Source organism: Paracoccaceae bacterium Fryx2, from assembly GCA_032334235.1.
Classification (GTDB): domain Bacteria; phylum Pseudomonadota; class Alphaproteobacteria; order Rhodobacterales; family Rhodobacteraceae; genus JAVSGI01.
The window spans coordinates 25,011-46,271 of the sequence record JAVSGI010000004.1 but is presented as its reverse complement, the minus strand read 5'-3'; the positions used below and the strand labels follow the sequence as shown (position 1 = coordinate 46,271).

At 67.0% G+C, this 21,261-nt stretch carries 23 protein-coding genes, 1 tRNA gene and 1 pseudogene; 4 read left to right on the top strand and 21 right to left on the bottom strand.

Annotated features, from left to right (window positions below):
• Nucleotides 1-79: 79 nt before the first annotated feature.
• Together RNZ50_08885 and RNZ50_08880 are read right to left on the bottom strand one after the other, a co-directional pair.
• Nucleotides 80-1,012 carry an IS5 family transposase gene (locus tag RNZ50_08885; protein MDT8855129.1) on the bottom strand — a complete coding sequence of 311 codons (933 nt, stop codon included), beginning with the start codon at nt 1,010-1,012 and terminating at the stop codon, nt 80-82.
• Nucleotides 1,013-1,194: 182 nt separating this feature from the next.
• A complete protein-coding gene (locus tag RNZ50_08880; protein ID MDT8855128.1) occupies nt 1,195-1,947 on the bottom strand; it encodes an RNA methyltransferase in 753 nt (250 codons plus the stop codon).
• A gap of 150 nt (nt 1,948-2,097) precedes the next feature.
• Between RNZ50_08880 and RNZ50_08875 the strand changes: the two genes are divergently transcribed.
• Nucleotides 2,098-2,718, top strand: coding sequence for a thiamine phosphate synthase (locus RNZ50_08875; GenBank protein ID MDT8855127.1), 621 nt, complete (start codon nt 2,098-2,100; stop codon nt 2,716-2,718).
• 97 nt (nt 2,719-2,815) lie between these two features.
• Here the strand turns inward: RNZ50_08875 and RNZ50_08870 are convergent, their stop codons facing one another.
• From RNZ50_08870 to RNZ50_08860, 3 genes are all read right to left on the bottom strand, one after another.
• Complete coding sequence (locus RNZ50_08870; protein MDT8855126.1) at nt 2,816-3,634, bottom strand: lysophospholipid acyltransferase family protein; 819 nt, start codon at nt 3,632-3,634, stop codon at nt 2,816-2,818.
• On the bottom strand, nt 3,631-4,416 hold the full coding sequence (locus RNZ50_08865) for a GNAT family N-acyltransferase (protein MDT8855125.1): 786 nt from the start codon (nt 4,414-4,416) through the stop codon (nt 3,631-3,633). Before RNZ50_08865 ends, RNZ50_08870 begins: the two co-directional genes overlap by 4 nt.
• Before the next feature lie 187 nt (nt 4,417-4,603).
• Nucleotides 4,604-4,822 (bottom strand): DUF3553 domain-containing protein, encoded by a 219-nt coding sequence (locus tag RNZ50_08860; GenBank protein ID MDT8855124.1) that lies wholly within the window; start codon nt 4,820-4,822, stop codon nt 4,604-4,606.
• Nucleotides 4,823-4,941: 119 nt separating this feature from the next.
• Between RNZ50_08860 and RNZ50_08855 the strand changes: the two genes are divergently transcribed.
• Nucleotides 4,942-5,538 (top strand): histidine phosphotransferase family protein, encoded by a 597-nt coding sequence (locus RNZ50_08855; protein ID MDT8855123.1) that lies wholly within the window; start codon nt 4,942-4,944, stop codon nt 5,536-5,538.
• A gap of 100 nt (nt 5,539-5,638) precedes the next feature.
• Here RNZ50_08855 and RNZ50_08850 read toward each other — a convergent pair whose 3' ends face one another.
• From RNZ50_08850 to RNZ50_08810, 9 genes are all read right to left on the bottom strand, one after another.
• Nucleotides 5,639-6,901 carry a glutamate-5-semialdehyde dehydrogenase gene (locus tag RNZ50_08850; protein ID MDT8855122.1) on the bottom strand — a complete coding sequence of 421 codons (1,263 nt, stop codon included), beginning with the start codon at nt 6,899-6,901 and terminating at the stop codon, nt 5,639-5,641.
• 66 nt (nt 6,902-6,967) lie between these two features.
• The gene (gene proB / locus RNZ50_08845) at nt 6,968-8,095 is read right to left on the bottom strand and encodes a glutamate 5-kinase (protein ID MDT8855121.1); all 1,128 of its coding nucleotides are present in this window, start codon (nt 8,093-8,095) and stop codon (nt 6,968-6,970) included.
• The gene (gene obgE, locus RNZ50_08840) at nt 8,083-9,108 is read right to left on the bottom strand and encodes a GTPase ObgE (protein ID MDT8855120.1); all 1,026 of its coding nucleotides are present in this window, start codon (nt 9,106-9,108) and stop codon (nt 8,083-8,085) included. Before obgE ends, proB begins: the two co-directional genes overlap by 13 nt.
• Before the next feature lie 4 nt (nt 9,109-9,112).
• The gene (locus tag RNZ50_08835; GenBank protein MDT8855119.1) at nt 9,113-9,364 is read right to left on the bottom strand and encodes a hypothetical protein; all 252 of its coding nucleotides are present in this window, start codon (nt 9,362-9,364) and stop codon (nt 9,113-9,115) included.
• A gap of 4 nt (nt 9,365-9,368) precedes the next feature.
• The gene (locus RNZ50_08830; GenBank protein ID MDT8855118.1) at nt 9,369-9,923 is read right to left on the bottom strand and encodes a GNAT family N-acetyltransferase; all 555 of its coding nucleotides are present in this window, start codon (nt 9,921-9,923) and stop codon (nt 9,369-9,371) included.
• Nucleotides 9,924-10,068: 145 nt separating this feature from the next.
• Entirely contained in the window at nt 10,069-10,338 is a 270-nt protein-coding gene (rpmA, locus tag RNZ50_08825) for a 50S ribosomal protein L27 (GenBank protein MDT8855117.1), read from the bottom strand.
• A gap of 6 nt (nt 10,339-10,344) precedes the next feature.
• Nucleotides 10,345-10,800: a 50S ribosomal protein L21 gene (rplU, locus tag RNZ50_08820; protein MDT8855116.1), complete on the bottom strand. Its 456-nt coding sequence runs from the start codon at nt 10,798-10,800 to the stop codon at nt 10,345-10,347.
• A gap of 224 nt (nt 10,801-11,024) precedes the next feature.
• Nucleotides 11,025-11,420 (bottom strand): GNAT family N-acetyltransferase, encoded by a 396-nt coding sequence (locus tag RNZ50_08815; GenBank protein MDT8855115.1) that lies wholly within the window; start codon nt 11,418-11,420, stop codon nt 11,025-11,027.
• Nucleotides 11,421-11,444: 24 nt separating this feature from the next.
• A complete protein-coding gene (locus RNZ50_08810) occupies nt 11,445-12,320 on the bottom strand; it encodes a DUF2059 domain-containing protein (GenBank protein ID MDT8855114.1) in 876 nt (291 codons plus the stop codon).
• Nucleotides 12,321-12,484: 164 nt separating this feature from the next.
• Between RNZ50_08810 and RNZ50_08805 the strand changes: the two genes are divergently transcribed.
• Nucleotides 12,485-12,574 (top strand) — tRNA-Ser (locus RNZ50_08805).
• 46 nt (nt 12,575-12,620) lie between these two features.
• Here RNZ50_08805 and RNZ50_08800 read toward each other — a convergent pair.
• Nucleotides 12,621-12,944 (bottom strand): hypothetical protein, encoded by a 324-nt coding sequence (locus tag RNZ50_08800; GenBank protein ID MDT8855113.1) that lies wholly within the window; start codon nt 12,942-12,944, stop codon nt 12,621-12,623.
• A complete protein-coding gene (locus tag RNZ50_08795) occupies nt 12,937-13,179 on the bottom strand; it encodes a hypothetical protein (protein ID MDT8855112.1) in 243 nt (80 codons plus the stop codon). The genes RNZ50_08800 and RNZ50_08795 overlap by 8 nt, the downstream gene beginning before the upstream one ends.
• Before the next feature lie 108 nt (nt 13,180-13,287).
• Between RNZ50_08795 and RNZ50_08790 the strand changes: the two genes are divergently transcribed.
• Nucleotides 13,288-14,220, top strand: a complete 933-nt coding sequence (locus RNZ50_08790) for an IS5 family transposase (protein ID MDT8855111.1) — start codon at nt 13,288-13,290, stop codon at nt 14,218-14,220.
• Nucleotides 14,221-14,273: 53 nt separating this feature from the next.
• Here the strand turns inward: RNZ50_08790 and RNZ50_08785 are convergent.
• The 5 genes and pseudogenes from RNZ50_08785 to RNZ50_08765 all read right to left on the bottom strand — a co-directional run bounded on the left by RNZ50_08785 (nt 14,274) and on the right by RNZ50_08765 (nt 21,077).
• Nucleotides 14,274-15,305: pseudogene (locus RNZ50_08785) on the bottom strand (IS256 family transposase).
• A gap of 427 nt (nt 15,306-15,732) precedes the next feature.
• Nucleotides 15,733-18,339, bottom strand: coding sequence for a cation-transporting P-type ATPase (locus RNZ50_08780; GenBank protein ID MDT8855110.1), 2,607 nt, complete (start codon nt 18,337-18,339; stop codon nt 15,733-15,735).
• Nucleotides 18,339-19,109, bottom strand: a complete 771-nt coding sequence (locus RNZ50_08775; protein MDT8855109.1) for a glucose 1-dehydrogenase — start codon at nt 19,107-19,109, stop codon at nt 18,339-18,341. Before RNZ50_08775 ends, RNZ50_08780 begins: the two co-directional genes overlap by 1 nt.
• 37 nt (nt 19,110-19,146) lie before the next feature.
• Complete coding sequence (locus tag RNZ50_08770) at nt 19,147-20,865, bottom strand: cation:proton antiporter (GenBank protein MDT8855108.1); 1,719 nt, start codon at nt 20,863-20,865, stop codon at nt 19,147-19,149.
• The gene (locus RNZ50_08765; GenBank protein MDT8855107.1) at nt 20,862-21,077 is read right to left on the bottom strand and encodes a helix-turn-helix domain-containing protein; all 216 of its coding nucleotides are present in this window, start codon (nt 21,075-21,077) and stop codon (nt 20,862-20,864) included. Before RNZ50_08765 ends, RNZ50_08770 begins: the two co-directional genes overlap by 4 nt.
• Nucleotides 21,078-21,261: the final 184 nt, after the last annotated feature.

The window sequence follows — 21,261 nt, the reverse complement described above, 5'->3', positions numbered from 1 at the left end:
TCGAACGTCGACTATGTGCAGGGAGGGCTCTGTTGCACAAATCGGGTGACAGACAGATCTCCCCTTTCCCTGGACAGACTCATCCCACGGCTTCAGTGACGGGTATACCGAGCGCCGTGAAGCCGTTCAGCACGGCTACACGGACCTGAAACTCGGCGACCTGACGGTCAAAGTCCCGCGCCATGAGGCGCTGACCCAGCAATTTGACGCAGTGCATCTTCGTCTCGACGCGGCTTCGGCGGTGATAACCGCTCCATCGTCGCCAGATGGTTCGGCCGAAGCGTTTCGACGCGCGTAGGGCTTCGTTGCGGGCGATTGCCCCGGGGGTGTCGGGCTTCCATGGCTTGGCGTTCTTGCGGGGCGGAATGATGGCGGCCGCACCGCGGGCGGCGATGGCGTCGTGACACTTGCGTGTGTCGAAGGCGCCATCAGCGGTGACGCTGGCGATCTCCTGATCGGGCGGGATCTGGTCGAGCAGTTCGGGCAGCATCGGCGCGTCACCGACATCGCTGGTGGTGAACTCGGCTGCGCGGATTTCCAGTGTTTTCTCGTCTATCCCGATGTGAATCTTGCGCCAGACCCGACGTTTGGTGCCGCCGTGCTTGCGCGCATTCCATTCACCTTCGCCTTCAACCTTGATCCCGGTGCTATCGATCAGAAGATGCAGCGGGCCTTGCGAGCCGCGGTGGGGGATGTTGACCTTCAGGGTCTTCTGGCGACGGCTCAGCGTGCTGAAATTGGGCACAGCCCAATCCAAATCGATGAGCCCCAGCAGGCTTTCGACGAAGCCAGTCGTCTGTCTGAGCGCCATGCCAAACAACACCTTGATGGTCAGGCAGGTCTGGATCGCGGCATCGCTATAGTCAGGCTGTCGGCCGCGCTTACCTGTCGGCGCAGCCTCCCAGATCATGGCGGTATCAAACCAGATCGTCAGCGAGCCGCGGCGCTTCAGCGCTTCGTTATAGGCGGGCCAGTTCCTGGTCTTGTAGGCGGGGGGTATGGGTCTGCTCATGCCGTCCAGCTACCACGCTGGATTCACAAGATGAATCCCTCACGGGATTTGTGCAACAGAGCCAGACCGTGTGACTACTTCGAGATGGAAGCAGTCACTGGCTTCTTTCGAGGCAACGGCAGCTCCGTCCCGCATGGCGGACGCTCACACCGTGCCGTCATCGCCCTCCACCCTCCCTCCCGTCAATCCCGTTCCAGATGCCGGGCGATCTGGCGCAGCATGCCGTGGAAGGTCTGCACGTCGGCCCGCGTCAGGTTCAGCCGCGACCACATGTTGCGCAGCGCCAGCCGCATCCCCGCCACCTTGTCGGGCGGGAAGAAGAAGCCCGCCGCCTCCAGCCGCTGCTCGAAATGGTCGCCCAGCTTCTCGATCTCGATGCCGCTGGCAAAATCGGTGCGGGCCATCTGCATCACCTCGGGCGGCACGACCTCGGTCTGCCGCCGCCATTCATAGGCCAGCAGCAGCACGCATTGCCCGAGGTTGATCGAGGCGAAATCGGGGTTGACCGGCACGGTGACGATGGCATTGGCCAGCACCACGTCGTCATTCTCCAGCCCGGCGCGTTCCGGCCCGAACAGCACGCCGACCCGCTTGCCCGCCGCCGTCAGCGCGCGCGCATGTTCCATCGCGCGCTCCGGCGTCATCAGGGGCTTGGTCAGCTCGCGCCCCCGCGCCGTGGTGGCAAAGACATAGTCGCAATCGGCAATCGCCCCCTGCACATCGTCGAACAGCCCGGCATGATCCAGCAGCCGCCCCGCCCCGCTGGCCATCGCCGCCGCCTTCGGGCTGGGCCAGCCGTCGCGCGGCGCCACCACCCGCATCCGCTCCAGCCCGAAGTTCAGCATGGCACGCGCGGCCGCGCCGATGTTCTCGCCCATCTGCGGGCGCACCAGGATGAAGACGGGCGGGATCATGTCGGGCTCGGGCTGGGGCATCCCGGCCTGATACCCGCCCCCCGCCTTCCTGACAAGCCGCCGCACTGACAAGCCGCCCACCCCGACAAGCCACAGCCGATTTCCCGCCGCCCAAGTAGCCAAGCCCCCCGATCTGCGCTACGAGAGGCCGACCCGCCGCAAGAGGACACCATGGCCGAGACCGAGCGCCCGCAGATCTACCTCATCACCCCCCCGGATTTCGATCTGGAGGTGTTTCCCGACCGACTCGCAGCCGTGCTCGACGGTGCCGATGTCGCCTGCGTGCGCCTCGCCCTCGCCACCGCCGACGAGGACCGCCTCGCCCGCGCCGCCGACGCGCTGCGCATGGTCACCCACGCCCGCGACGTGGCGCTGGTGATCGAACGCCACGTGCTGCTGGTCGAACGGCTGGGGCTGGACGGCGTCCACCTGACCGACGGCGGCCGGTCGATCCGCAAGGTGCGCAAGGATCTCGGCACCGAGGCGATCATCGGCGCCTTCTGCGGCACCACGCGCCACGACGGCATCAGCGCCGCCGAAGCCGGGGCCGACTACGTCGCCTTCGGCCCGGTGGGGGAAACCCCGCTCGGCGACGGCAGCCGCGCCGACGCCGACCTCTTCGCCTGGTGGTCCGAGATGATCGAGGTTCCCGTGGTCGCCGAAGGCGCGCTGACCGCCGACCTCGTGGCCACCCTCGGCCCGGTCACCGACTTCTTCGGCCTCGGCACCGAGATCTGGCGCGAGGCCGACGCCCTGGCCGCCCTGCGCACCCTGCTGGCCCCGCTCGACTGACCGTCACCCTTTCTTCTGTTCTCAAATATCCCCGCCGGAGGCACCCGGCCCCTCCGCCAGAGCCTCCGGCGGGGATATTTTCAAACAGAAGAAAGCATCAGCCCGGATAGGGGTGGCTCGCCCGGATCACCCGCTCGCAATGCGCCGACAGGCTCTTGCGGTCGAAAAAGGCATCGACCGGCACCGGCGGGTGGAAGGTAACCTCGACACTGCCCTGCCGCCGGGCCGCCAGCACCTTCAGCAGGTGGCCGGCGTAGTCCATCTTTCCCCACCAGCCATAGAACCGCGGGTCTTCGCCGTCCGGGGCGCGGTAGGTCACCGTCACCGGCTGAAGGTGCAGCACGCGTTCCAGACCGTGCGTGAAGAACGCGGCAAACAGCGTCGACTTGAACGGCAGCACGCGCAGCGCGTCGGTGCTGGTGCCTTCGGGAAAGAACAGGATGCGGTGGCCCGACCGCAGCCGGTCCTCGAAAAGGCGCTGCTGCGCCTTCGCCTCGTTGCCCTTGCGGGTGATGAACACCGTCCCGGTCGCCCGCGCCAGCCAGCCGATTCCGGGCCAGGCGGCGACCTCGGATTTCGACACGAAATAGATCCGCTGGCAGGCGTTCAGCACGAAGATGTCAAGCCACGAGCCATGGTTGGCCACCACCGCACCTTTTTCCGCCATCGGCCGCCCGCGCACCGTGAACCGCAGGCCCAGGATGACCAGCGCCGCGCGGCACACGGCTTGCGTGATCCACGGCGTCACCGGCCGCCCCATGCCGCAAAGCGGCCGCTCGACCAGCCGCACCAGCAGCAAGAGGGCCAGCCCGCCATAGACCACCGCCCCCAGCACCGCGCCGCGCCCCAGCACCCGCAGCCAGCCGCCCAGCGCCGGGCGCGGCGGGGCGGGCGGTTCCTGCAACCAGTCGCTCATTCCGCACGGCCCTGCTTGCGGACATAGAAACCGCGGTGCTTGGCCGACATCCGCGCCGTGTCCATCAGCAGCAGCACGTCGGTGGTGTTGAAGGCATCGTCCACCCAGGCCCCCTCGCCGACAAATCCGCCCAGCCGCAGATAGGCCTTGATCAGCGCGGGTGTCCCCAGCATGGCGGCGCGGCGGTCAAGCCGGTCCTTCGGCACCAGATCCATGTCCAGCCGGTGCGCGGGCCGCGCCTGCACCCGCAAGGCCTCGGGTGCCAGATGGTGATGGTGCAGCCAGGACAGCGGCTGCGCCAGCGCCGCCGCATCGGTGCCGTGAAAGCTCGCCGTGCCGAACAGGATCTCGATCCGGTGTTCCAGCACATGCTCGGCCAGCGCGTTCCACAGGTGCAGCATCGCCGTGCCGCCGCGATGGTCGCGGTGCACGCAAGACCGGCCAAGCTCCAGCAGCCGCCGACCCGTGGCCTTCAGCGGGCCGAGGTCATACTCGCCTTCCGAGTAATATTGCCCCACCGCCCCGACCTGATCGCTCGACAGCAGCCGGTAAACCCCCACCACATCCTCCAGCGCCGCGGCATCGCGCCTCGTGTCGATCAGCAGCAGATGGTCGAACAACGGATCGAAGGCGTCGATCTCCAGCCGCGCCTGATGGTCGACCAGATCGCCTTCGCCGCCCAGTTCCGCGATGAACACCTCGTAGCGCAGCCGTTGCGCCGCGCGCAGGTCGCGCGCATCCCGCGCCAGACGCAGGACAAAATGCGGATCGTCCGCAATCATGCCCGGTCCCCGGTCCCGATGCCCCATGTCACGCGCGCCGCCCCCGCATCCTGCCCCGCCCGGTTTCCCGCGCGGGTGCCGCCAGACCCTGTCGAAGCTCTAGGGGCAGGCCCCCGCGATTGCAACCTTTTCGCCCGGCGCGGGCCGGACTGCGACGAAAGGCTTCCAGACCGGCCGCGCGACTCCCTCAATCTCGGGTTGAATTATCTTTCTGCGGCGTAATATACTGGGCGTCTGTATCGTAAACGCGCTGCAACACCACCCTTCGTCCCTCGATCACGACCTTGCCTGCATGTTCGAAAGTGACGGTAACCCGATCGCCGATGTTCGATTGCACCTGCCCCAGCCCCCAGTCCGGCCTTTCGGGGTGCAGCACCAGATTGCCCGGTTCCAGTAGCGCGTTCATCCCATGTCCCCCAGTCCCTGCTCGCAAGACCCTGCACCGCGCCCTGCCCTCCGCCACCGCGGCGGGGCCTCGCCCCGGACGCAAGCCCCCGTTCCGCAGCACGTCAAAGGATCGCATCCATGCCCGAAAAACCCGATCTGACCGCCCTGCTCGGCTCGCGCATCTGCCATGACCTTATCAGCCCGATCGGGGCGATCGGCAATGGGGTGGAACTGCTGATGATGGACGGCTCGACCCGCGGCCCCGAAATCGCCCTGATCTCGGAAAGCGTCGCCAATGCCAAAGCCCGCATCCGGTTTTTCCGCGTCGCCTTCGGGTCGGCCAGCGCCGACCAGCGCATCGGCAGCCCCGAGGTCAAGGCGATCCTGTCGGACCTGACGCGCGGCAGCCGGCTGGTGATCGACTGGCAAAGCCCGGCCGACCTGCCCCGGCGCGAGGTCAAGCTGGTGTTCCTGCTGATCCAGTGCCTTGAGACCGCAATGGCCTACGGCGGCCGCGTCACCGTCGAACGCCACGACCACCGCTGGACGGTGACCGGCCACGCCACCAAGATGAAGATCGACCCCGACCTGTGGGAGGTGCTGTCGAACCCCGCCGCCATGGTGACCGTCTCGGCCGCGCAGGTGCACTTCGCCCTGATCCCGGAGGAACTGACCCGCCAGCACCGCCGCCTGATCGCAGAAATCCGCGACACGGAAATCCGGCTCAGCGTCTGAACGTCCGGACACGGCCCCCCCCGCGATGGTTGAGATTTCGTTAATGTTAGGCGGAACATGATTTTAAATCAACAGCTTGCGCTGATTTTCACGCGTGAAACTAGGCCCTTGTCGTGCCATCCCCGGTCACCAGATACTTGAAACTGGTCAACTGATCCGCCCCCACCGGCCCCCGCGCGTGCAGTTTTCCCGTCGCGATCCCGATCTCGGCCCCCATCCCGAACTCGCCGCCATCGGCAAACTGGGTCGAGGCATTCCTCAGCAGGATCGCCGAGTCGAGCCGCGCAAAGAACCGCGCCGCGGTGGCGTCGTTTTCCGTGAGGATCGCCTCGGTATGCTGCGACCCGAACCGCCGGATATGCGCGATCGCCCCGTCCACCCCGTCGACCAGCTTCGCCGCGATGATCATGTCGAGAAACTCGCGCCCGAAATCCTCCGGCCCGGCAGGCACCGTCCCCGGCACGGCCAGCAATTCGCCCTCCGCCCGAACCTCGACCCCCGCCGCGACCAGATCGGCCAGCAGCACCCCGCCATGCCGGGCAAAGAACGCCCGGTCGATCAGCAGGCACTCCGCCGCGCCGCAGATCCCGGTCCGCCGGGTCTTCGCATTCAGAACCACCCGCCGCGCCTTCTCCAGATCGGCCTCGCCGTCGGCATAGACGTGGCAGATGCCTTCCAGATGCGCGAACACCGGCACCCGCGCCTCGGCCTGCACCAGCCCGACCAGCCCCTTGCCGCCGCGCGGGATGATCACGTCGATGAACGCCACCGCCGCCAGCATCGCGGATACCATCGCCCGGTCCCGCGTCGGCACCATCTGGATCGCATCGACCGGCAACCCGGCGGCCAGCAGCCCCTCGACCAGACAGCCATGCAGCACGGTCGACGACCGGAAGCTTTCCGACCCGCCACGCAGGATGACTGCGTTGCCCGCCTTCAGCGCCAGCGCCCCGGCATCCGCCGTCACGTTGGGCCGCGACTCATAGATCACCCCGATCACCCCAAGCGGCGTGCGGACCCGCTGGATATGCAGCCCCGACGGCATGTCCCATTCCGCCAGCACCGCCCCCACCGGATCGGCCTGCGCCGCCACCGCCAGCAACCCGTCGCGGATGCCCGCGATCCGGCCCTCGTCCAGCCGCAGCCGGTCCATCATTGCCGCCGACAGGCCCTTGGCCGCGCCATATTCCATATCCTCGGCATTGGCCTCCAGCAGTGCCGCCCGCCGCGCCCAGACCGCCGCCGACGCCGCCTCCAGCGCCGCAGCCTTGGCCGCCGCCGGGGCACAGGCCAGGTCCGCCGCCGCGGCCCGCGCCCGCAAGCCGATATCCTGCATCAGATCCAGAACCGCCCCGTCCGCCATCCCGCCCTCCTGCTTCTTCTTGGTCCAAATACCCCGGGGGTCCGGGGGCAGCGCCCCCGGCCTGCCCTAGACCACCATGTCGTCGCGGTGGATCAGCGCCGCCCGCCCGGCATAGCCCAGTATCCCCTCGATGTCGCCCGAGCGGTGCCCGGCAATCGCCTGCGCCTCGGCAAAGGTATAGCGCACCAGCCCCTTGCCCAGCACCGCCCCGTCCGGCCCCAATATCGCCACCGGGTCGCCGCGCCCGAAGCTGCCCGAAACCGCAACCACGCCGGCGGGCAGCAGCGATTTGCCCTGCCCCAGCGCGCGCACGGCGCCCGCATCCAGCCGCACCTCGCCGCGCGGCTTCATCGCGTTGATCCAGCGTTTGCGCGCCGCCTGCGGGTCGCCCTGCGCCACGAACCAGGTCCGCGCCGCACCTTCGGCCAGCGCCGTCAGCGGCCGAAGCACCGAGCCTTCCATGATCGCCATCGCGCAGCCACCCGCCACGGCGGTCTTGGCGGCCATGATCTTGGTCTTCATCCCGCCCTTGGAAAACCCTGAAACCGGGTCGCCCGCCATCGCCTCGATCGCGGGGGTGATCGCCTGCACCAGATCGAAGCGCTGCGCCGTGGCGTCCTCTTTCGGGTTGGCCGAATAGAAGCCGTCCACGTCCGACAGCAGGATCAGCTGATCCGCACCGACCGTCACCGCGATCTGCGCCGCCAGCCGGTCGTTGTCGCCAAACCGGATTTCGTCGGTTGCGACCGTGTCGTTTTCGTTGACGATCGGCACCACACCAAAGCCCAGCAGGGTTTCCATCGTGGCGCGGCTGTTCAGGTAGCGCCGCCGGTCAGTGGTATCCTCCAGCGTGACCAGCACCTGTCCGGTGCGGATGCCATGCGGCGCCAGCACCTCCTCATATGCCCGCGCCAGCCTTATCTGCCCGACCGCCGCCGCCGCCTGGGATTGTTCCAGCGCCAGCGGCCCGTCGGCCAGCCCGAGCACGCCGCGCCCCAGCGCAATCGAGCCCGACGACACAAGGATCACGTCCGCCCCGCGTGCCTTGGCCGCCGCCACGTCCTCGGCCAGCGCCGCCAGCCATTCCCGCCGCAGCCCGGTCTGCCGGTCCACCAGCAGGGCCGAGCCGATCTTGACGACCAGCCGCTTGGCGTCGCGGATGTCGGGGGCGGTCAGGGGTTTCAGGGCTGCCATGGCACATCCTCGGGCACGGGCGCGCGGGCGCCGGTGATCTCGGCATAGATCGCGCGCAGCACGTCCTGCAACCCGGTGCCCGCCACGCCGGAGATCAGGAACACCGGCCCGCCCACCGCCTTTTCCAGCGCGCGCTTGCGGGTCGACAGGGTTTTCGCATCCAGCGCGTCGATCTTGTTCAGCGCCGTGATGCGCGGCTTCTGCGCCAGTTCCTCGGCATAGGCTTCCAGCTCGTGGATGATGGTGCGGTAATCCTTGGTGATGGTGCTCGACGTGCCGTCGACCAGATGCAACAGTACCGAGCAGCGTTCGACATGCGCAAGGAACTGGTCGCCCAGACCCCGGCCTTCGGACGCGCCCTCGATCAGCCCCGGAATGTCGGCCATCACGATCTCGTGCCCGTCGATGCCCACGACGCCAAGGTTCGGCACCAGCGTGGTGAAGGGATAGTCGGCGATCTTGGGCCGGGCGTTCGAGGTCGCGGCGAGGAAGGTCGATTTACCGGCATTTGGCAGGCCCAGCAGGCCCGCATCCGCAATCAGCTTCAGCCGCAGCCAGATGGTGCGCTCCACCCCTTCCTGCCCCGGATTGGCCCGCGCCGGGGCGCGGTTGGTCGAGGATTTGAACGCAAGGTTGCCCCAGCCGCCGTTGCCGCCGCGCGCCAGCAGGATGCGCTGGCCGGGGGTCGTGAGGTCGGCGATCACGGTTTCCTCGTCCTCGTCGAGGATCTCGGTCCCCACGGGCACCTTCAGGATCACGTCGTCGGCGGTCTTGCCGGTGCGCTGCGCGCCCATGCCGGGCTGGCCCGACTTGGCGAAGAAATGCTGCTGATAGCGGAAGTCGATCAGGGTGTTCAGACCCTCGACCGCCTCGGCATAGACGTTGCCGCCATGGCCGCCATCACCGCCGTCGGGGCCGCCGAACTCGACGAACTTCTCGCGCCGGAAGCTGACGCACCCGGCCCCGCCGCCGCCGGAGCGGATGTAGACTTTGCACAGGTCAAGGAACTTCATGGGGTCAGGCCTTCCGGGCTGGGATATCCAGCCGATAAAGCACAATCGGCGCAGGCTCAAGCCTTGCCGCCGAGGTGCCGGTGTCAAGGCCCGCCCGCGCGAAGCCCGGTTCTTCAAGCACGCGCATCGAGCCGGGTTTGTCGGTGAAGACATCGGCCCGCAGCGCGCGGATCGGGAAATGCGTGGCCGACTGGGCGACGAACGCCGCCCTCTGCCGCGGGATCAGGGGCGTTTCCCGCGGCAGCGGCAGGATCACGGCGTCAGGTCTTTCGCAGGTAGGTCCAGGTCGCCACGCTGGCATTGCGGGCCACGCTGAAGCTTTCGGCGTCACCGAGGTATTCGAAGCCGCAGTTGGTCAGCACCCGGGCCGACCCCGGATTGTCCTGAAACACCTCGGCAAAGACGGTGCGGGCGGCCATCGGGTTGGCCTCGACCAGCGCGCGCACCGCCTCGGAGGCGAAGCCGGTGTTCCAGAACGCCGGGGCGACCCAATAGGAAATCTCGCACTGCGCCCGGTCCATGCACTTGAGCGCGATCACCCCCAGCACCTCTGCCAGCCCGTTGGCAGAGCCGTCCATCACCCAGACCGTCTCGGCACCGGGGGCCACCGGCGGCATGGCCCGTTCCACAAAGGCCTCGGCGGCGCCGGGCGGCAGCGGATGGGGAATCGAGCGGGTGCCCTCGGCCACCCGGCGGTCGCCGGCGTAAAGCGCGAAAAGCCCGGCGTCCGACTTGCGCACCGGGCGCAGGATGAAGCGCCCGGCCGCGATCTGGCCGCCTGATTTTCCACCCGATGCCATCATGTCCAAAGTCATGGCTTCCCTCCTTCGAAGCGCATGGGCAGGGCCTTGGCGGCCCCGCAGAATGTCTTTTCGCCGCCGCCTTCCCGAAGCCGGAAAAGCGCAGGGGACCGGCCTTGCAGCCGATCCCCCGTTTACATGCGGACTGTAAAGGTTCGGCTTATTCGGCTGCTTCCGCCACCGGAAGCACGGAAATGAAGGTACGACCCTTCATGCCCTTCTTGAAGGCCACCTTGCCCTCGACCACGGCAAAGATCGTGTGATCGGTGCCCATGCCGACCCCGTTGCCGGGGAAGAAGGTCGTGCCGCGCTGGCGCACGATGATGTTGCCCGGAATCGCGGCCTGCCCGCCGTAGAGCTTCACGCCCAGACGGCGACCCGCCGAGTCGCGGCCGTTGCGGGAGGAACCGCCTGCCTTTTTATGTGCCATGGGGTGTTACTCCTTTGCGGCAGCGGCGGCTTTCGCAGCGCGCTTCGGTTTTGCGGGGGCTTCGACCGCCGGAGCGGCCTCGGCATTGTGGGCGGCGCGGCGCGCATGGGCGGTGCCGGTGGCAGCGGCCACACCCGAGGCTTCGGCCCCGGCAGCCAGCACGTCGGTCACGCGCAGCAGCGTCAGGTGCTGGCGGTGGCCCTTGGTGCGCTGCGAGCTGTGCTTGCGGCGCCGCTTGACGTAGTGGATGACCTTCTCGCCCTTGATCTGGGCGATGACTTCGGCCTGCACCGCGGCACCTGCCACGAAGGGCACGCCGACGGTCAGGGTGTCGCCACCCACCATCAGGATGTCGTTGAACTGGATCTTGTCGCCTGCTTCGGCCGCCAGCTTTTCAACGCGCAGCACGTCACCCGCCTGCACCTTGTATTGCTTGCCGCCTGTCTTGAGGACCGCGAACATGGTCATTCCTTCTCGTTTGCCGCGTCTTGTGGCCCCGGCCTGCCCCGCAAGGGGTTCCGGCGTTTGCTCTTTGCCTCGGACAGCGCGCCCCGGATCGGAGCGTCATCAATGAAAAACCCGGCCAGCCGGAGGGCTCGCCGAGATGCGCGCTTATGCGGCGGGTCGGCGCGCGAGTCAAGGGGCATCCGGGGCGGGTCCGGCCGGGGCCGCATCCCGTTCGAACATCACGATGCCGCCCGTCTCGCGCCCGCCCGCCGACAGAGCGCGCGGGCCGCCACGTTGTCACCCTTGGTCGCCACCCGAATCCCGGCGCAGCCCCGTGCCCGCGCGAAACATTTCCGCCGCGCGACCAGCGCCGTGCCGATGCCGCGCCGCCGGTGGGTGTCATTGACCCCGACCTCGTTGATGAAAAGGCCGGGCAGCTTGTCGGGGTGCAGCAGCACCGCGCCCGACGCCATGCCGACCACCGCGCCCGCATCAACCGCCAGCACCATCTCGTGCAGCGGATCGGCCATGAAGGCGGCAAGCTGGTCGGGCCGCACCGGGTGGTCGAACACGTCCGTATCGGCCAGCAGGGCCGCGGTCGTCTCGTCCAGCCTGACAAGGGTGATCCCGTCCACGCCGCCCCCCTGCCCCTGCGGGTTTCAGATATCCTCGCCCTGCATCTGCCGCGCCGCTGCCCGCCCGAGGTCGCGCGAGATCGCGGTGAACACCACATCGAACGCGGCGAACAGCGCGGTGTTCAGCTTCTGCCCCGCCGGGGAGTCCGAAAACGCCTGATAGGCCTGCATGTCGTCATCCGGCAGCGGGCCATAGGCCAGCGCAAGATAGGAAAACAGCCATTCCTCGGTTTCGGCCCGGATCTCGGGCTCCTGCGACCAGACATCGGCCAGCATCTGGTCTTCGGTCATCTCGTCGCCGAGCGGCCCGACCTCGGCCAGCCCCTGGAAGAAGGCGAGGTTGGAATTCAGCGCCCCCGCCACGTTCGATTCGATCAGGTCGTTGGTCCGGGCAAAGGTGCGCAGCACCTCCAGCCGCGGAGCCTTGTCGGCCTCCATGTCCTGCACGGAAAGCCTGGCCGCCTCTTCTGCCGCCGGGTCCATCAGTGCCCGCCGCGCCTCCAGCTCCAGTTGCAGGATGCGCTGGCCGCGCGCATCGCCGAAGAAGGCGGCCGCGTCGCCGATCGCCCCGGCATCGCCCGCCATCTCGCGGGCAAATACCGCATCGAAGCGTTGACGCATCGTGGCCGGATCGTAGATCAGCCCGACGACCGCCTGCCATTGCGCCCCGCCCTTGCCGGGAAACAGCTCGGCCTCCAGCGTGGTGCCATAGTCGATGCCCTCGACCCGCATCACCTCGATCACCTCGCCGATCATCAGCAGGTCGCTCAACGCGGCAACCTCGCCCGAGCGGTCGGCGGGAGCCTCGGGCGACAACGGCAGCGGCATGGGCGTCTCGGCCCGCAACGGCAGCGCCGCGACCGAGACCAGGAGCAGGAAGGCAAGACGGCGGATCAGCATGGCTGTGCCCTTTCCGGAAGCGAGATGTCTTAGCTAGTGTCTGGCCGCCGCCTTGCCAAGCATCCCGTGCCACAGCCCGGCGAAATTGCACGCGACCCCGGCGGAATCAGGCTTGCCACCGCCCCCCGCCCAAGCTAAATCGCCCCCACTGAGACCACCGACGCGGAGAGGTGCCGGAGCGGTCGAACGGGGCGGTCTCGAAAACCGTTGAGGGTGCGAGCCCTCCCAGGGTTCGAATCCCTGTCTCTCCGCCATTATTTTTTAGCAACCATAGGTAGAAAAGCGATCTGCGTCAAGCGGTTAGCCCCGGCCGTCAGGCGCGGGGCTTTGATTTTTATCCGGGATTTGCTCGGTTTTTGCACGGATAGCGGCAACCCGCGCCACTGCCATCCAGGTAAGCCGGGCGTGGGCGGAAAGACCGGCCACGTGGTGCCGGAATGTCGCCTCCAGCGCCTGTTGCGCGCGCCTGTCGGCATGCGGGTCATTCAGCTCTATCAGGCGCCCGATCTTCCCGCCGTCGGGCATCGGTGTCGCATACCAAACCCTGATCCAGCGGCGGCCGTGCGTGTCGGTGTATAGCTCGCGGCGGATCAGGTCGTGGTTGAAGGTGAAGGGATCACGCATGGTTGCCCTCGATCCGCTCGGCCGCCCGCAGCAGGGCCCGCAGGTCCGCGACTGTCATACGGAACCTCGTCACCACGCCGTTGTCCCCTTCGTGATTCTCGCCGAAAATGTCGTCGCAGTCGTCTTTGCGCAGCTCGATGATCCCGGGCCGCTCGATTTCGGAGAGGTCGTGGCGCGCGTTTTCGATGGCGCGGCGTAGATCTTGCCTGCCGTCCACCCGCACCAACCGCTCCATCAACTCCCGCCCGCGCTCGATGGACTCGGGTGTGGGCTCCTGGGGGGCTCTGTTGCACAAATCCCGTGAGGGATTCATCTTGTGAATCCAGCGTGGTAGCTGGACGGCATGAGCAGACCCATACCCCCCGCCTACAAGACCAGGAACTGGCCCGCCTATAACGAAGCGCTGAAGCGCCGCGGCTCGCTGACGATCTGGTTTGATACCGCCATGATCTGGGAGGCTGCGCCGACAGGTAAGCGCGGCCGACAGCCTGACTATAGCGATGCCGCGATCCAGACCTGCCTGACCATCAAGGTGTTGTTTGGCATGGCGCTCAGACAGACGACTGGCTTCGTCGAAAGCCTGCTGGGGCTCATCGATTTGGATTGGGCTGTGCCCAATTTCAGCACGCTGAGCCGTCGCCAGAAGACCCTGAAGGTCAACATCCCCCACCGCGGCTCGCAAGGCCCGCTGCATCTTCTGATCGATAGCACCGGGATCAAGGTTGAAGGCGAAGGTGAATGGAATGCGCGCAAGCACGGCGGCACCAAACGTCGGGTCTGGCGCAAGATTCACATCGGGATAGACGAGAAAACACTGGAAATCCGCGCAGCCGAGTTCACCACCAGCGATGTCGGTGACGCGCCGATGCTGCCCGAACTGCTCGACCAGATCCCGCCCGATCAGGAGATCGCCAGCGTCACCGCTGATGGCGCCTTCGACACACGCAAGTGTCACGACGCCATCGCCGCCCGCGGTGCGGCCGCCATCATTCCGCCCCGCAAGAACGCCAAGCCATGGAAGCCCGACACCCCCGGGGCAATCGCCCGCAACGAAGCCCTACGCGCGTCGAAACGCTTCGGCCGAACCATCTGGCGACGATGGAGCGGTTATCACCGCCGAAGCCGCGTCGAGACGAAGATGCACTGCGTCAAATTGCTGGGTCAGCGCCTCATGGCGCGGGACTTTGACCGTCAGGTCGCCGAGTTTCAGGTCCGTGTAGCCGTGCTGAACGGCTTCACGGCGCTCGGTATACCCGTCACTGAAGCCGTGGGATGAGTCTGTCCAGGGAAAGGGGAGATCTGTCTGTCACCCGATTTGTGCAACAGAGCCGTCCGGGCCGACTTCCATTGCGAGGGATCGAGGCGGGTGAAGCTGAAGAGCCGGTCCCCTGCTTCTTCAAGGCTGTCGGCAACGGCCTTGCACTTGAGCTGCCACTTGCGCAGGAATGCCTTGCGGCGGGTCTCGATCCCGGCGGCGGTGTCGGCGCAGATCATGTCGCGGTAGTCCTCGGTCAGCTCGTCGTGCAGGTGCCTGGGCGCGTGCGCCAGCAGGTTTCGGTGCTTGTGGACCGTGCAGCGCCGGATCGGCAGAGCCTCGCCCCAGAGCGCGACCAGAGCGGCTTCAAGCCCGGGAGCGCCATCGACGATGACGAATTCGGGCCGCTTCAGACCGCGGGCATCAAGGTCGTCGAGGAACTGGCGCCAGGCAGATGTGCTCTCTCCGCCCATGTTCTTGATGGATAACAATACCTTCTGCCCGTCGCGGCGGATGCCGATCGCCGCCAGCACCGAGATGTTGGTGGCCTTGCGGTCCAGCCGGGTCCGGATCACGGTGCCGTCGAGGATCAGCCGGACGATGTCCTCGTCGGCCAGGCTGCGGGCCGACCAGGCATCCCAATCCACCTTCACCTTGCGCCAGGCCCGGCTGACCACATCCTTGCTGACGGCGCCCTCGAACAGCCCGAACAGCGCCCGCTTGACGCGCCGGGTGTTGGTCCCGGCAAGATAGACCGCCGCGATCAGCGCCTCGGCCTTCTTCGTCAGCCGCTGGTAGCGCGGCAGCGCCTTCGAGCGCCATTCCTTAGCCTTGCCGTCCTCGTCCTCGACCCGGGCGCGGGGCACGCGCACCGTTTCGGTGCCGAAGGTGCCGGTCAGCTGCCGCTCGCGGTGCCCGTGGCGATAGCCCTTCGCCTTCTCGTCGCCGCGACCGTAGCGCATGCGGCCGAGAAACTCGGCCAGTTCCTCTTCAAACATGGTCTCGATGGTCGCGCGGACGCTTGCCCGCAGGCGCTCCTCGATCGGGTCATACCCGGTCGTGTCGGGCAGTAGCGAAAAGGCCGAGCTGTCGGAAATGTCGTTCATGGCGTGATCTCCCTGGCGGTTGGCGCCGCCGGCTGGGTGGGTTTCAGTTCACCCGGAGATTACGCCGCCTTCAAATTTCCACCACTCCCGCGACACCACCCTTGCTACGCGCTGAAAACTTAAGTTATTGTTTCTATTATATCTCTCAGGACATCGATCAAGATTGCCGGACTGTCTTTTCTGCCACCTATCCAATAAAATCATTGGGTTATCGGTCGGAAAATCGGCACCGCCACTGTTTTGCCCACGTTCAGACTCGGCTGCCCGTTGGTCGGTAGCGGACTACCATGGACTTCATCGGCCCTCGGCCATCCTGCAAACATCACAGCCCATTCACCCCTGCGAGTTGCACATCCCGTTCGGAAACCACGAGGACATGGTTTTTCGCCCGTCGGAAAGGTGCCGGGGAATCACCGCAACAGCGAGATCATCGCCTCTGCAGCCCCAGCCGGATCTGCTTTTCGATTTCGATGATGGCAAAGAAGGCCGCGCCGACCCCGACGATCAGCAGCCCATCCTTCAGCGAGACGGGCTGGGTTCCAAGGATGGTTTGCAGGAACGGCACATAGGTCACCGCGAACTGCGCGGCGGTGACAGCGATGACCACCAGCCAGACCACGGGCGTCCCCTTTACCGCGTTCCAGGTCAATGAGGCGCCGTGAATGTTGCGAATAAAGAAGAGGTGGAAAGTCTTGAGCACGACAAGCGTGTTCATCGCGATCGTCTGCGCCAGCGGCAACGGGTAGCCGCGGTCAAGCGCGTAGGTGAACATTGCAAAGATGCCCGCAATGAACAGCGACGCAACGAGGATGATGTGCCATACCAGTTCCCCCGAAAGAATGGGCGCCTCGCGTCGCCGGGGCGGCCGGAGCATTGTCCCGGCTTCAGTGGGCTCGAAGGCCAGCGCCAGCCCCAGCGTAATCGCGGTAATCATGTTTACCCAAAGGATCATCACCGGGCTCAGCGGCAGGAGCATGCCGACCAGGAGCGCAATCACGATCACGGTGGACTCGCCCGCGTTGGTGGGCAGCATCCAGCTGATGACCTTCTTGAGGTTGTCATAGACCGTCCGCCCTTCGCGCACGGCGGCGGCGATGGAGGCGAAGTTGTCATCCGCCAGCACCAGATCGGCGGCTTCCTTCGCTGCCTCCGATCCCTTCAGGCCCATGGCGATGCCGGCGTCGGCACGCTTCAGGGCGGGTGCATCGTTCACCCCGTCGCCGGTCATGGCGACTGACAGGCCGTTGGCCTGCAGAGCGGTGACAAGGCGCAGCTTGTCTTCGGGGCTGGTGCGGGCAAAGACATCCACCGTCGCCACCTCCAGCGCCAGTTGCGCCTCGTCCAGCTTGTCGAGGTCGGCGCCGGTCAGCACGCGGTCAGGGTTCTGCAGCCCGATCTGCGCGGCAATGGCCGCCGCCGTGCCTGCATGGTCGCCGGTGATCATCTTCACCCGGATGCCCGCCGCGCGGCATTCGGCAACGGCGGAAATCGCCTCTGGGCGGGGCGGGTCGATCAGGCCGACGAGGCCGAGGAAGGTCAGGCTGCCCCCCAGCGTTCCACTGTCAATCTGCGCGCCGGTCTCGTGCCGTTCCGCCAGTGCCAGCACGCGCAGGCCCCGCCGTGCCATCTTATCCGCCCGGTCCTGCCACGCATGAAGGTCCAGCCCCGCGCACATCCGCAACACCCGCTCGGGTGCGCCCTTGACATGGGTGATGCGGCCCTCCGGCCCATCGGTCAGCACCGCCATGAAGCGGTGGCGGCTGTCGAAGGGGATGGCGTCCAGACGCGGCGCGGCGATCCCATGCGCCACCTTTCCCGCAAAGGCCAGGAGCGCCCCTTCCATCGGATCGCCCTCGACGCTCCACGCGCCGTCCTTCTCGACCAGCGCGGCGTCGTTGCACAGCGCCGCCGCGCGGGCGAGGCGGGACAGATCGCCGGCAGGCGTGATCCGGCCCAAAGGCGCATAGCCTTCTCCGGCGACGGCAAAGCTGCCCTCGGGCGTTTCTGCCGCCGCGACGACCATTTCGTTGCGGGTCAGCGTGCCGGTCTTGTCGGTGCAGATGACCGAGACCGAGCCGATCGCCTCGATTGCGGGCAGGCGGCGGACGATGGCGTTGCGGTTGGCCATGGCCTGCACGCCGATGGCCAGCGTCACCGTCATCACGGCGGGCAGACCTTCGGGGATGGCGGCAACAGCGATGGCGACCACGGTCATGAAGAGGTCGGAGAAACCCTGATGCCCGACGAAATAGGCCCATGCCAGCAACAGGCTTGCGGCGAGCAGGATCAGGAACGAAAGCCAGCGCGCAAAATGGTCCATCTGCGCGACCAATGGCGTGGTCAGCTGTTCGACCCCCTCCAGCAGCCCGCCGATGCGCCCGATCTCGGTGCCCGCACCCGTGGCCACCACCAGCCCCCGCGCCGTGCCTTGCGTCACCAGCGTGCCCGACCACAGCATCGACCGGCGGTCGCCAAGCGGGGCGTCCATCTTCACCGGGGTCGCGCCCTTTTCGACCGGCACGGATTCACCCGTCAGGATCGCCTCTTGCGCGGCAAGGCCGCGCGCCTCCAGCACCCGCAGGTCGGCGGGCACCTTGTCGCCCGGCTCCAGCAGGATGATGTCGCCGGGCACGATGGTCGCGCCCTCGACCGTCTGCCGCCGCCCGTCGCGCAGCACGGCGGCGCGCGGGGCCAGCATGTTGCGGATCGCGGCCATGGCCGACTCGGCCTTGCCTTCCTGGATGAAGCCGATCACCGCATTGGCCAGAACCACCGCCAGAATCACCCCGGTATCGATCCAGTGCTGCAGGAAACCCGTGACGATGGAGGCCACGAGCAGCACATAGATCAGCACGTTGTGGAACTGCAGCAAGAAGCGCAGCAGCGGACCCCGCGCCCGCGTTTCCGGCAGGCGGTTCGGCCCATGCGCGGCCAGACGGCGGGCGGCTTCGGCCGCGGTCAGTCCATCGGCGGTGGCATTCAGGTCGGCCAGGCAGTCGGCGGCGGGGCGGGCGTGGGGGTGGGGCATCTGCATCAGCGCGCCGTGTAGCCCCCGTCGATGGCAATTTCGGCGCCGGTGACGAACTTCGCCTCGTCCGAGGCGAGCCAGACCACCGCCCAGGCGATGTCATCGGGTTCGCCCATATGGCCGAGGGGGTGGACAGACCCCGCCGCCACCTTGGCCGCCTCCAGATCGGGCGAGGTGGCGCGCAGGTGGTTTTCCACCATCGGCGTCCAGATATAGCCGGGATGGATCGAATTCACCCGGATCTGTTCGGGCGCATAGGTGACGGCATCGTTCTTGGTCATCAGCCGCACCGCGCCCTTGGAGGCATGGTAAGCCGCAAGGTTGCCCACGCCGATCAGCCCGGCGATGGACGACAGGTTGATGATCGACCCCTTGCCCGCCGCCCGCAGATGCGGGATCGCGTGCTTGGTGCCGAACATCACGCCCTTGACGTTCACCGCCTGCACCCGGTCCCATTCTTCCTCGGTCACCTGATCGGTGGGCTTGGGGCTGCCGGAGATGCCTGCGTTGTTCACCATCACATGCAGCCCGCCGAACCGGGCGGCGGCGGCGTCGATGGCGGATTTCATCGCCGCCTCGTCGGCCACATCCACGCGCCAGAAGGCAACCGCATGGCCCTTTGCCGCCAGATCGTCTGCCAGCGCCTGGCCTTCGGCCTCCATCACGTCGAAGATCGCGACCCTCGCGCCTTCCCCGGCCATGCGCTCTGCGCAGGCGCGCCCGATGCCCACGGCACCTCCGGTCACAATGGCGATCTTGTGTGCAAGTCGGTTCATCTGCGTGCTCCTTCGGGTTGGGTTTCGGGTGGTTTCGTCAGGCGGTCATGCGGCCCTCGGTCGAGATTTCGGGGATTTCGGTGCGTCCGGTTTCCGCAGCGCCGCACAACAGTTCGACCGCGCGGTCGGCGGCGTCCTGGAACGGCTCCAGCACCAGATCGGCGCCGGACCCGAACAGAACCTCGGTATCGGCGGCAGAGTGCGACGCGGCCGCGATGCGCCCCGAAAAGCCTGCCGTCCGGGCAAGCTGGATCAGGGTGCGGCGGGCGTCTTCCTGACTGAGGCCGGTGGGGTGGATGGGCACGGTCGAGACCAGCCACCCGGCGCCGCGCAGGGGCAGTTCGGCCACGAACTCGGGGTCGGTCGCATCCCCGAACTCGGCCTCCAGCCCCAACTCGCGCCAGCGCCCGACGGCCAGCGGGTTGAAGTCGATCCCGAGCACGGCGAGACCGCGAGTCTTCAGCCTCATGCCGATGGCCGTGCCAAACCGCCCGAGACCGAAGACGATGACCGGAAAGGTGCGACCCTGATGCGCCCCGGCCTCGGATGGCTCGCGCGGGGTGCCCTTGCGTTCGAAGATGCCGAGGAATGGCTCGAACAGCGCATAAAGATGATGCGACCATGTGATCATGTAGGTCGAGGCCGCGATGGTCACGAGGCCCACCATGGTGACAAGCCCCAGCGCGTCATCGGCCACATGGCCGAGGCTGACCCCCATGGCGACGAAGATCAGGGAAAACTCGCTGATCTGCGCCACGGTCAGGCCCGCCAGAAACCCGGTGCGCTTGCGGTAGCCCATGGCCCCCATGATCGCCAGCACGATCAGCGGGTTGCCGATCAGCACGAACAGGGAAAAGACCACCGCGCCGGTGACATGCGCGCCCAGCAGCGACAGGTCCAGCGTGGCGCCAAGCGCGATGAAGAAGAACAGAAGCAGGAAGTCGCGCAACGGGGCCAGCCGGGCCGCGATCGTCTCGCGGTAGGCGGTGGAGGCCAGCGCCACCCCGGCCAGCAGGCCGCCGACCTCCTTGCCCAGGCCCACGGCATCGCCCACGGCGGCAAACATCGCCGCCAGCGCAATGGCAAAGATCACCAGCAGTTCCGGCGCGCGGGCCAGCCGTTCGGTCAGCGGGTTGGCAACGTAGCGCACGAACACCACCACAGCCGCCACCAACGCCACGCCCGAGGCCAGCACCGTCAGCACCGACCCGCCGCCATGCCCGCCATCCGCCGCCCCGATGCCGATGGCCGACAGCACGATCATCGCCAGCACCACCACCAGATCCTGCACGATCAGGAACCCAAGCGCGATCTGGCCGTGCAGCGCGTCGATCTCGCGCTTGTCCGACAGCAGTTTCACGATGATGATGGTCGAGGAAAAGGTCAGCGCCACGGCGACGTAAAGGCTGGTGACATGGTCCAGCCCGAGCGCCAGCCCGATCAGATAGCCGAAGAACGCGGTAAAGGCGACCTGACCAAGCCCCGTCAGCACCGAGACCGCCCCGAGCGAGCGGATCAGCTTCACGTCCAGCTTGATGCCGACCAGAAACAGCAGCACCGCGATGCCCAGTTCCGACAGCAGGTCGATCTGTTCGTCCGACTGCACGACATCCAGCGCCGACGGCCCCGCGATCAGACCGACCGCGATGAAGCTGACAATCAGCGGCTGGCGCAGCAGCGTGCCAAGCAGGCCGAGGCCCGCCGCCATGACCAGCAGCAGCGCCACTTCGGCAAAGGATGTCATCGTCGGCGTCATGATCGCTTCTCCTGCCCCGCCCCGTCCGGGGCGCGGGGCGCGTTCTGGTGGCGTTCGAGGAAGTGTTCGAGATCGGCATCCGCGATCCGCCAGCCCTTGCCGATGCCGATGGCGCGCAACTCTCCCAGCTTGATCCAGTGCCGCACGGTCGCCTCGGCCACCTTCAGGCGGTCGGCCACATCCCTTACGGTCTGATACTGTTCATTCGGCATCGCATGGCTGCTCCGATGGTGATTTGTTGCAGTATAGGGAATGATCCCCGATCCTGCTTGACCTCGATCAATCGGGGCGCCGTCAATGAACGGTCAACAGAACCAGCCGAGGAAAGCGGTGCGGCAGATCATGTTGGCGACGGGTTTTTTTTGATAGCATCGCCAAATGGAGGTTCTTCGCAAT

Coding starts and splice junctions, on each gene's coding strand:
- RNZ50_08885 (MDT8855129.1), bottom strand. CDS start 1,012: ATGAGCAGACCCATACCCCCCGCCTACAAGACCAGGAACTGGCCCGCC.
- RNZ50_08880 (MDT8855128.1), bottom strand. CDS start 1,947: ATGCCCCAGCCCGAGCCCGACATGATCCCGCCCGTCTTCATCCTGGTG.
- RNZ50_08875 (MDT8855127.1), top strand. CDS start 2,098: ATGGCCGAGACCGAGCGCCCGCAGATCTACCTCATCACCCCCCCGGAT.
- RNZ50_08870 (MDT8855126.1), bottom strand. CDS start 3,634: ATGAGCGACTGGTTGCAGGAACCGCCCGCCCCGCCGCGCCCGGCGCTG.
- RNZ50_08865 (MDT8855125.1), bottom strand. CDS start 4,416: ATGATTGCGGACGATCCGCATTTTGTCCTGCGTCTGGCGCGGGATGCG.
- RNZ50_08860 (MDT8855124.1), bottom strand. CDS start 4,822: ATGAACGCGCTACTGGAACCGGGCAATCTGGTGCTGCACCCCGAAAGG.
- RNZ50_08855 (MDT8855123.1), top strand. CDS start 4,942: ATGCCCGAAAAACCCGATCTGACCGCCCTGCTCGGCTCGCGCATCTGC.
- RNZ50_08850 (MDT8855122.1), bottom strand. CDS start 6,901: ATGGCGGACGGGGCGGTTCTGGATCTGATGCAGGATATCGGCTTGCGG.
- proB (MDT8855121.1), bottom strand. CDS start 8,095: ATGGCAGCCCTGAAACCCCTGACCGCCCCCGACATCCGCGACGCCAAG.
- obgE (MDT8855120.1), bottom strand. CDS start 9,108: ATGAAGTTCCTTGACCTGTGCAAAGTCTACATCCGCTCCGGCGGCGGC.
- RNZ50_08830 (MDT8855118.1), bottom strand. CDS start 9,923: ATGACTTTGGACATGATGGCATCGGGTGGAAAATCAGGCGGCCAGATC.
- rpmA (MDT8855117.1), bottom strand. CDS start 10,338: ATGGCACATAAAAAGGCAGGCGGTTCCTCCCGCAACGGCCGCGACTCG.
- rplU (MDT8855116.1), bottom strand. CDS start 10,800: ATGTTCGCGGTCCTCAAGACAGGCGGCAAGCAATACAAGGTGCAGGCG.
- RNZ50_08810 (MDT8855114.1), bottom strand. CDS start 12,320: ATGCTGATCCGCCGTCTTGCCTTCCTGCTCCTGGTCTCGGTCGCGGCG.
- RNZ50_08800 (MDT8855113.1), bottom strand. CDS start 12,944: ATGCGTGATCCCTTCACCTTCAACCACGACCTGATCCGCCGCGAGCTA.
- RNZ50_08795 (MDT8855112.1), bottom strand. CDS start 13,179: ATGGAGCGGTTGGTGCGGGTGGACGGCAGGCAAGATCTACGCCGCGCC.
- RNZ50_08790 (MDT8855111.1), top strand. CDS start 13,288: ATGAGCAGACCCATACCCCCCGCCTACAAGACCAGGAACTGGCCCGCC.
- RNZ50_08780 (MDT8855110.1), bottom strand. CDS start 18,339: ATGCAGATGCCCCACCCCCACGCCCGCCCCGCCGCCGACTGCCTGGCC.
- RNZ50_08775 (MDT8855109.1), bottom strand. CDS start 19,109: ATGAACCGACTTGCACACAAGATCGCCATTGTGACCGGAGGTGCCGTG.
- RNZ50_08770 (MDT8855108.1), bottom strand. CDS start 20,865: ATGACGCCGACGATGACATCCTTTGCCGAAGTGGCGCTGCTGCTGGTC.
- RNZ50_08765 (MDT8855107.1), bottom strand. CDS start 21,077: ATGCCGAATGAACAGTATCAGACCGTAAGGGATGTGGCCGACCGCCTG.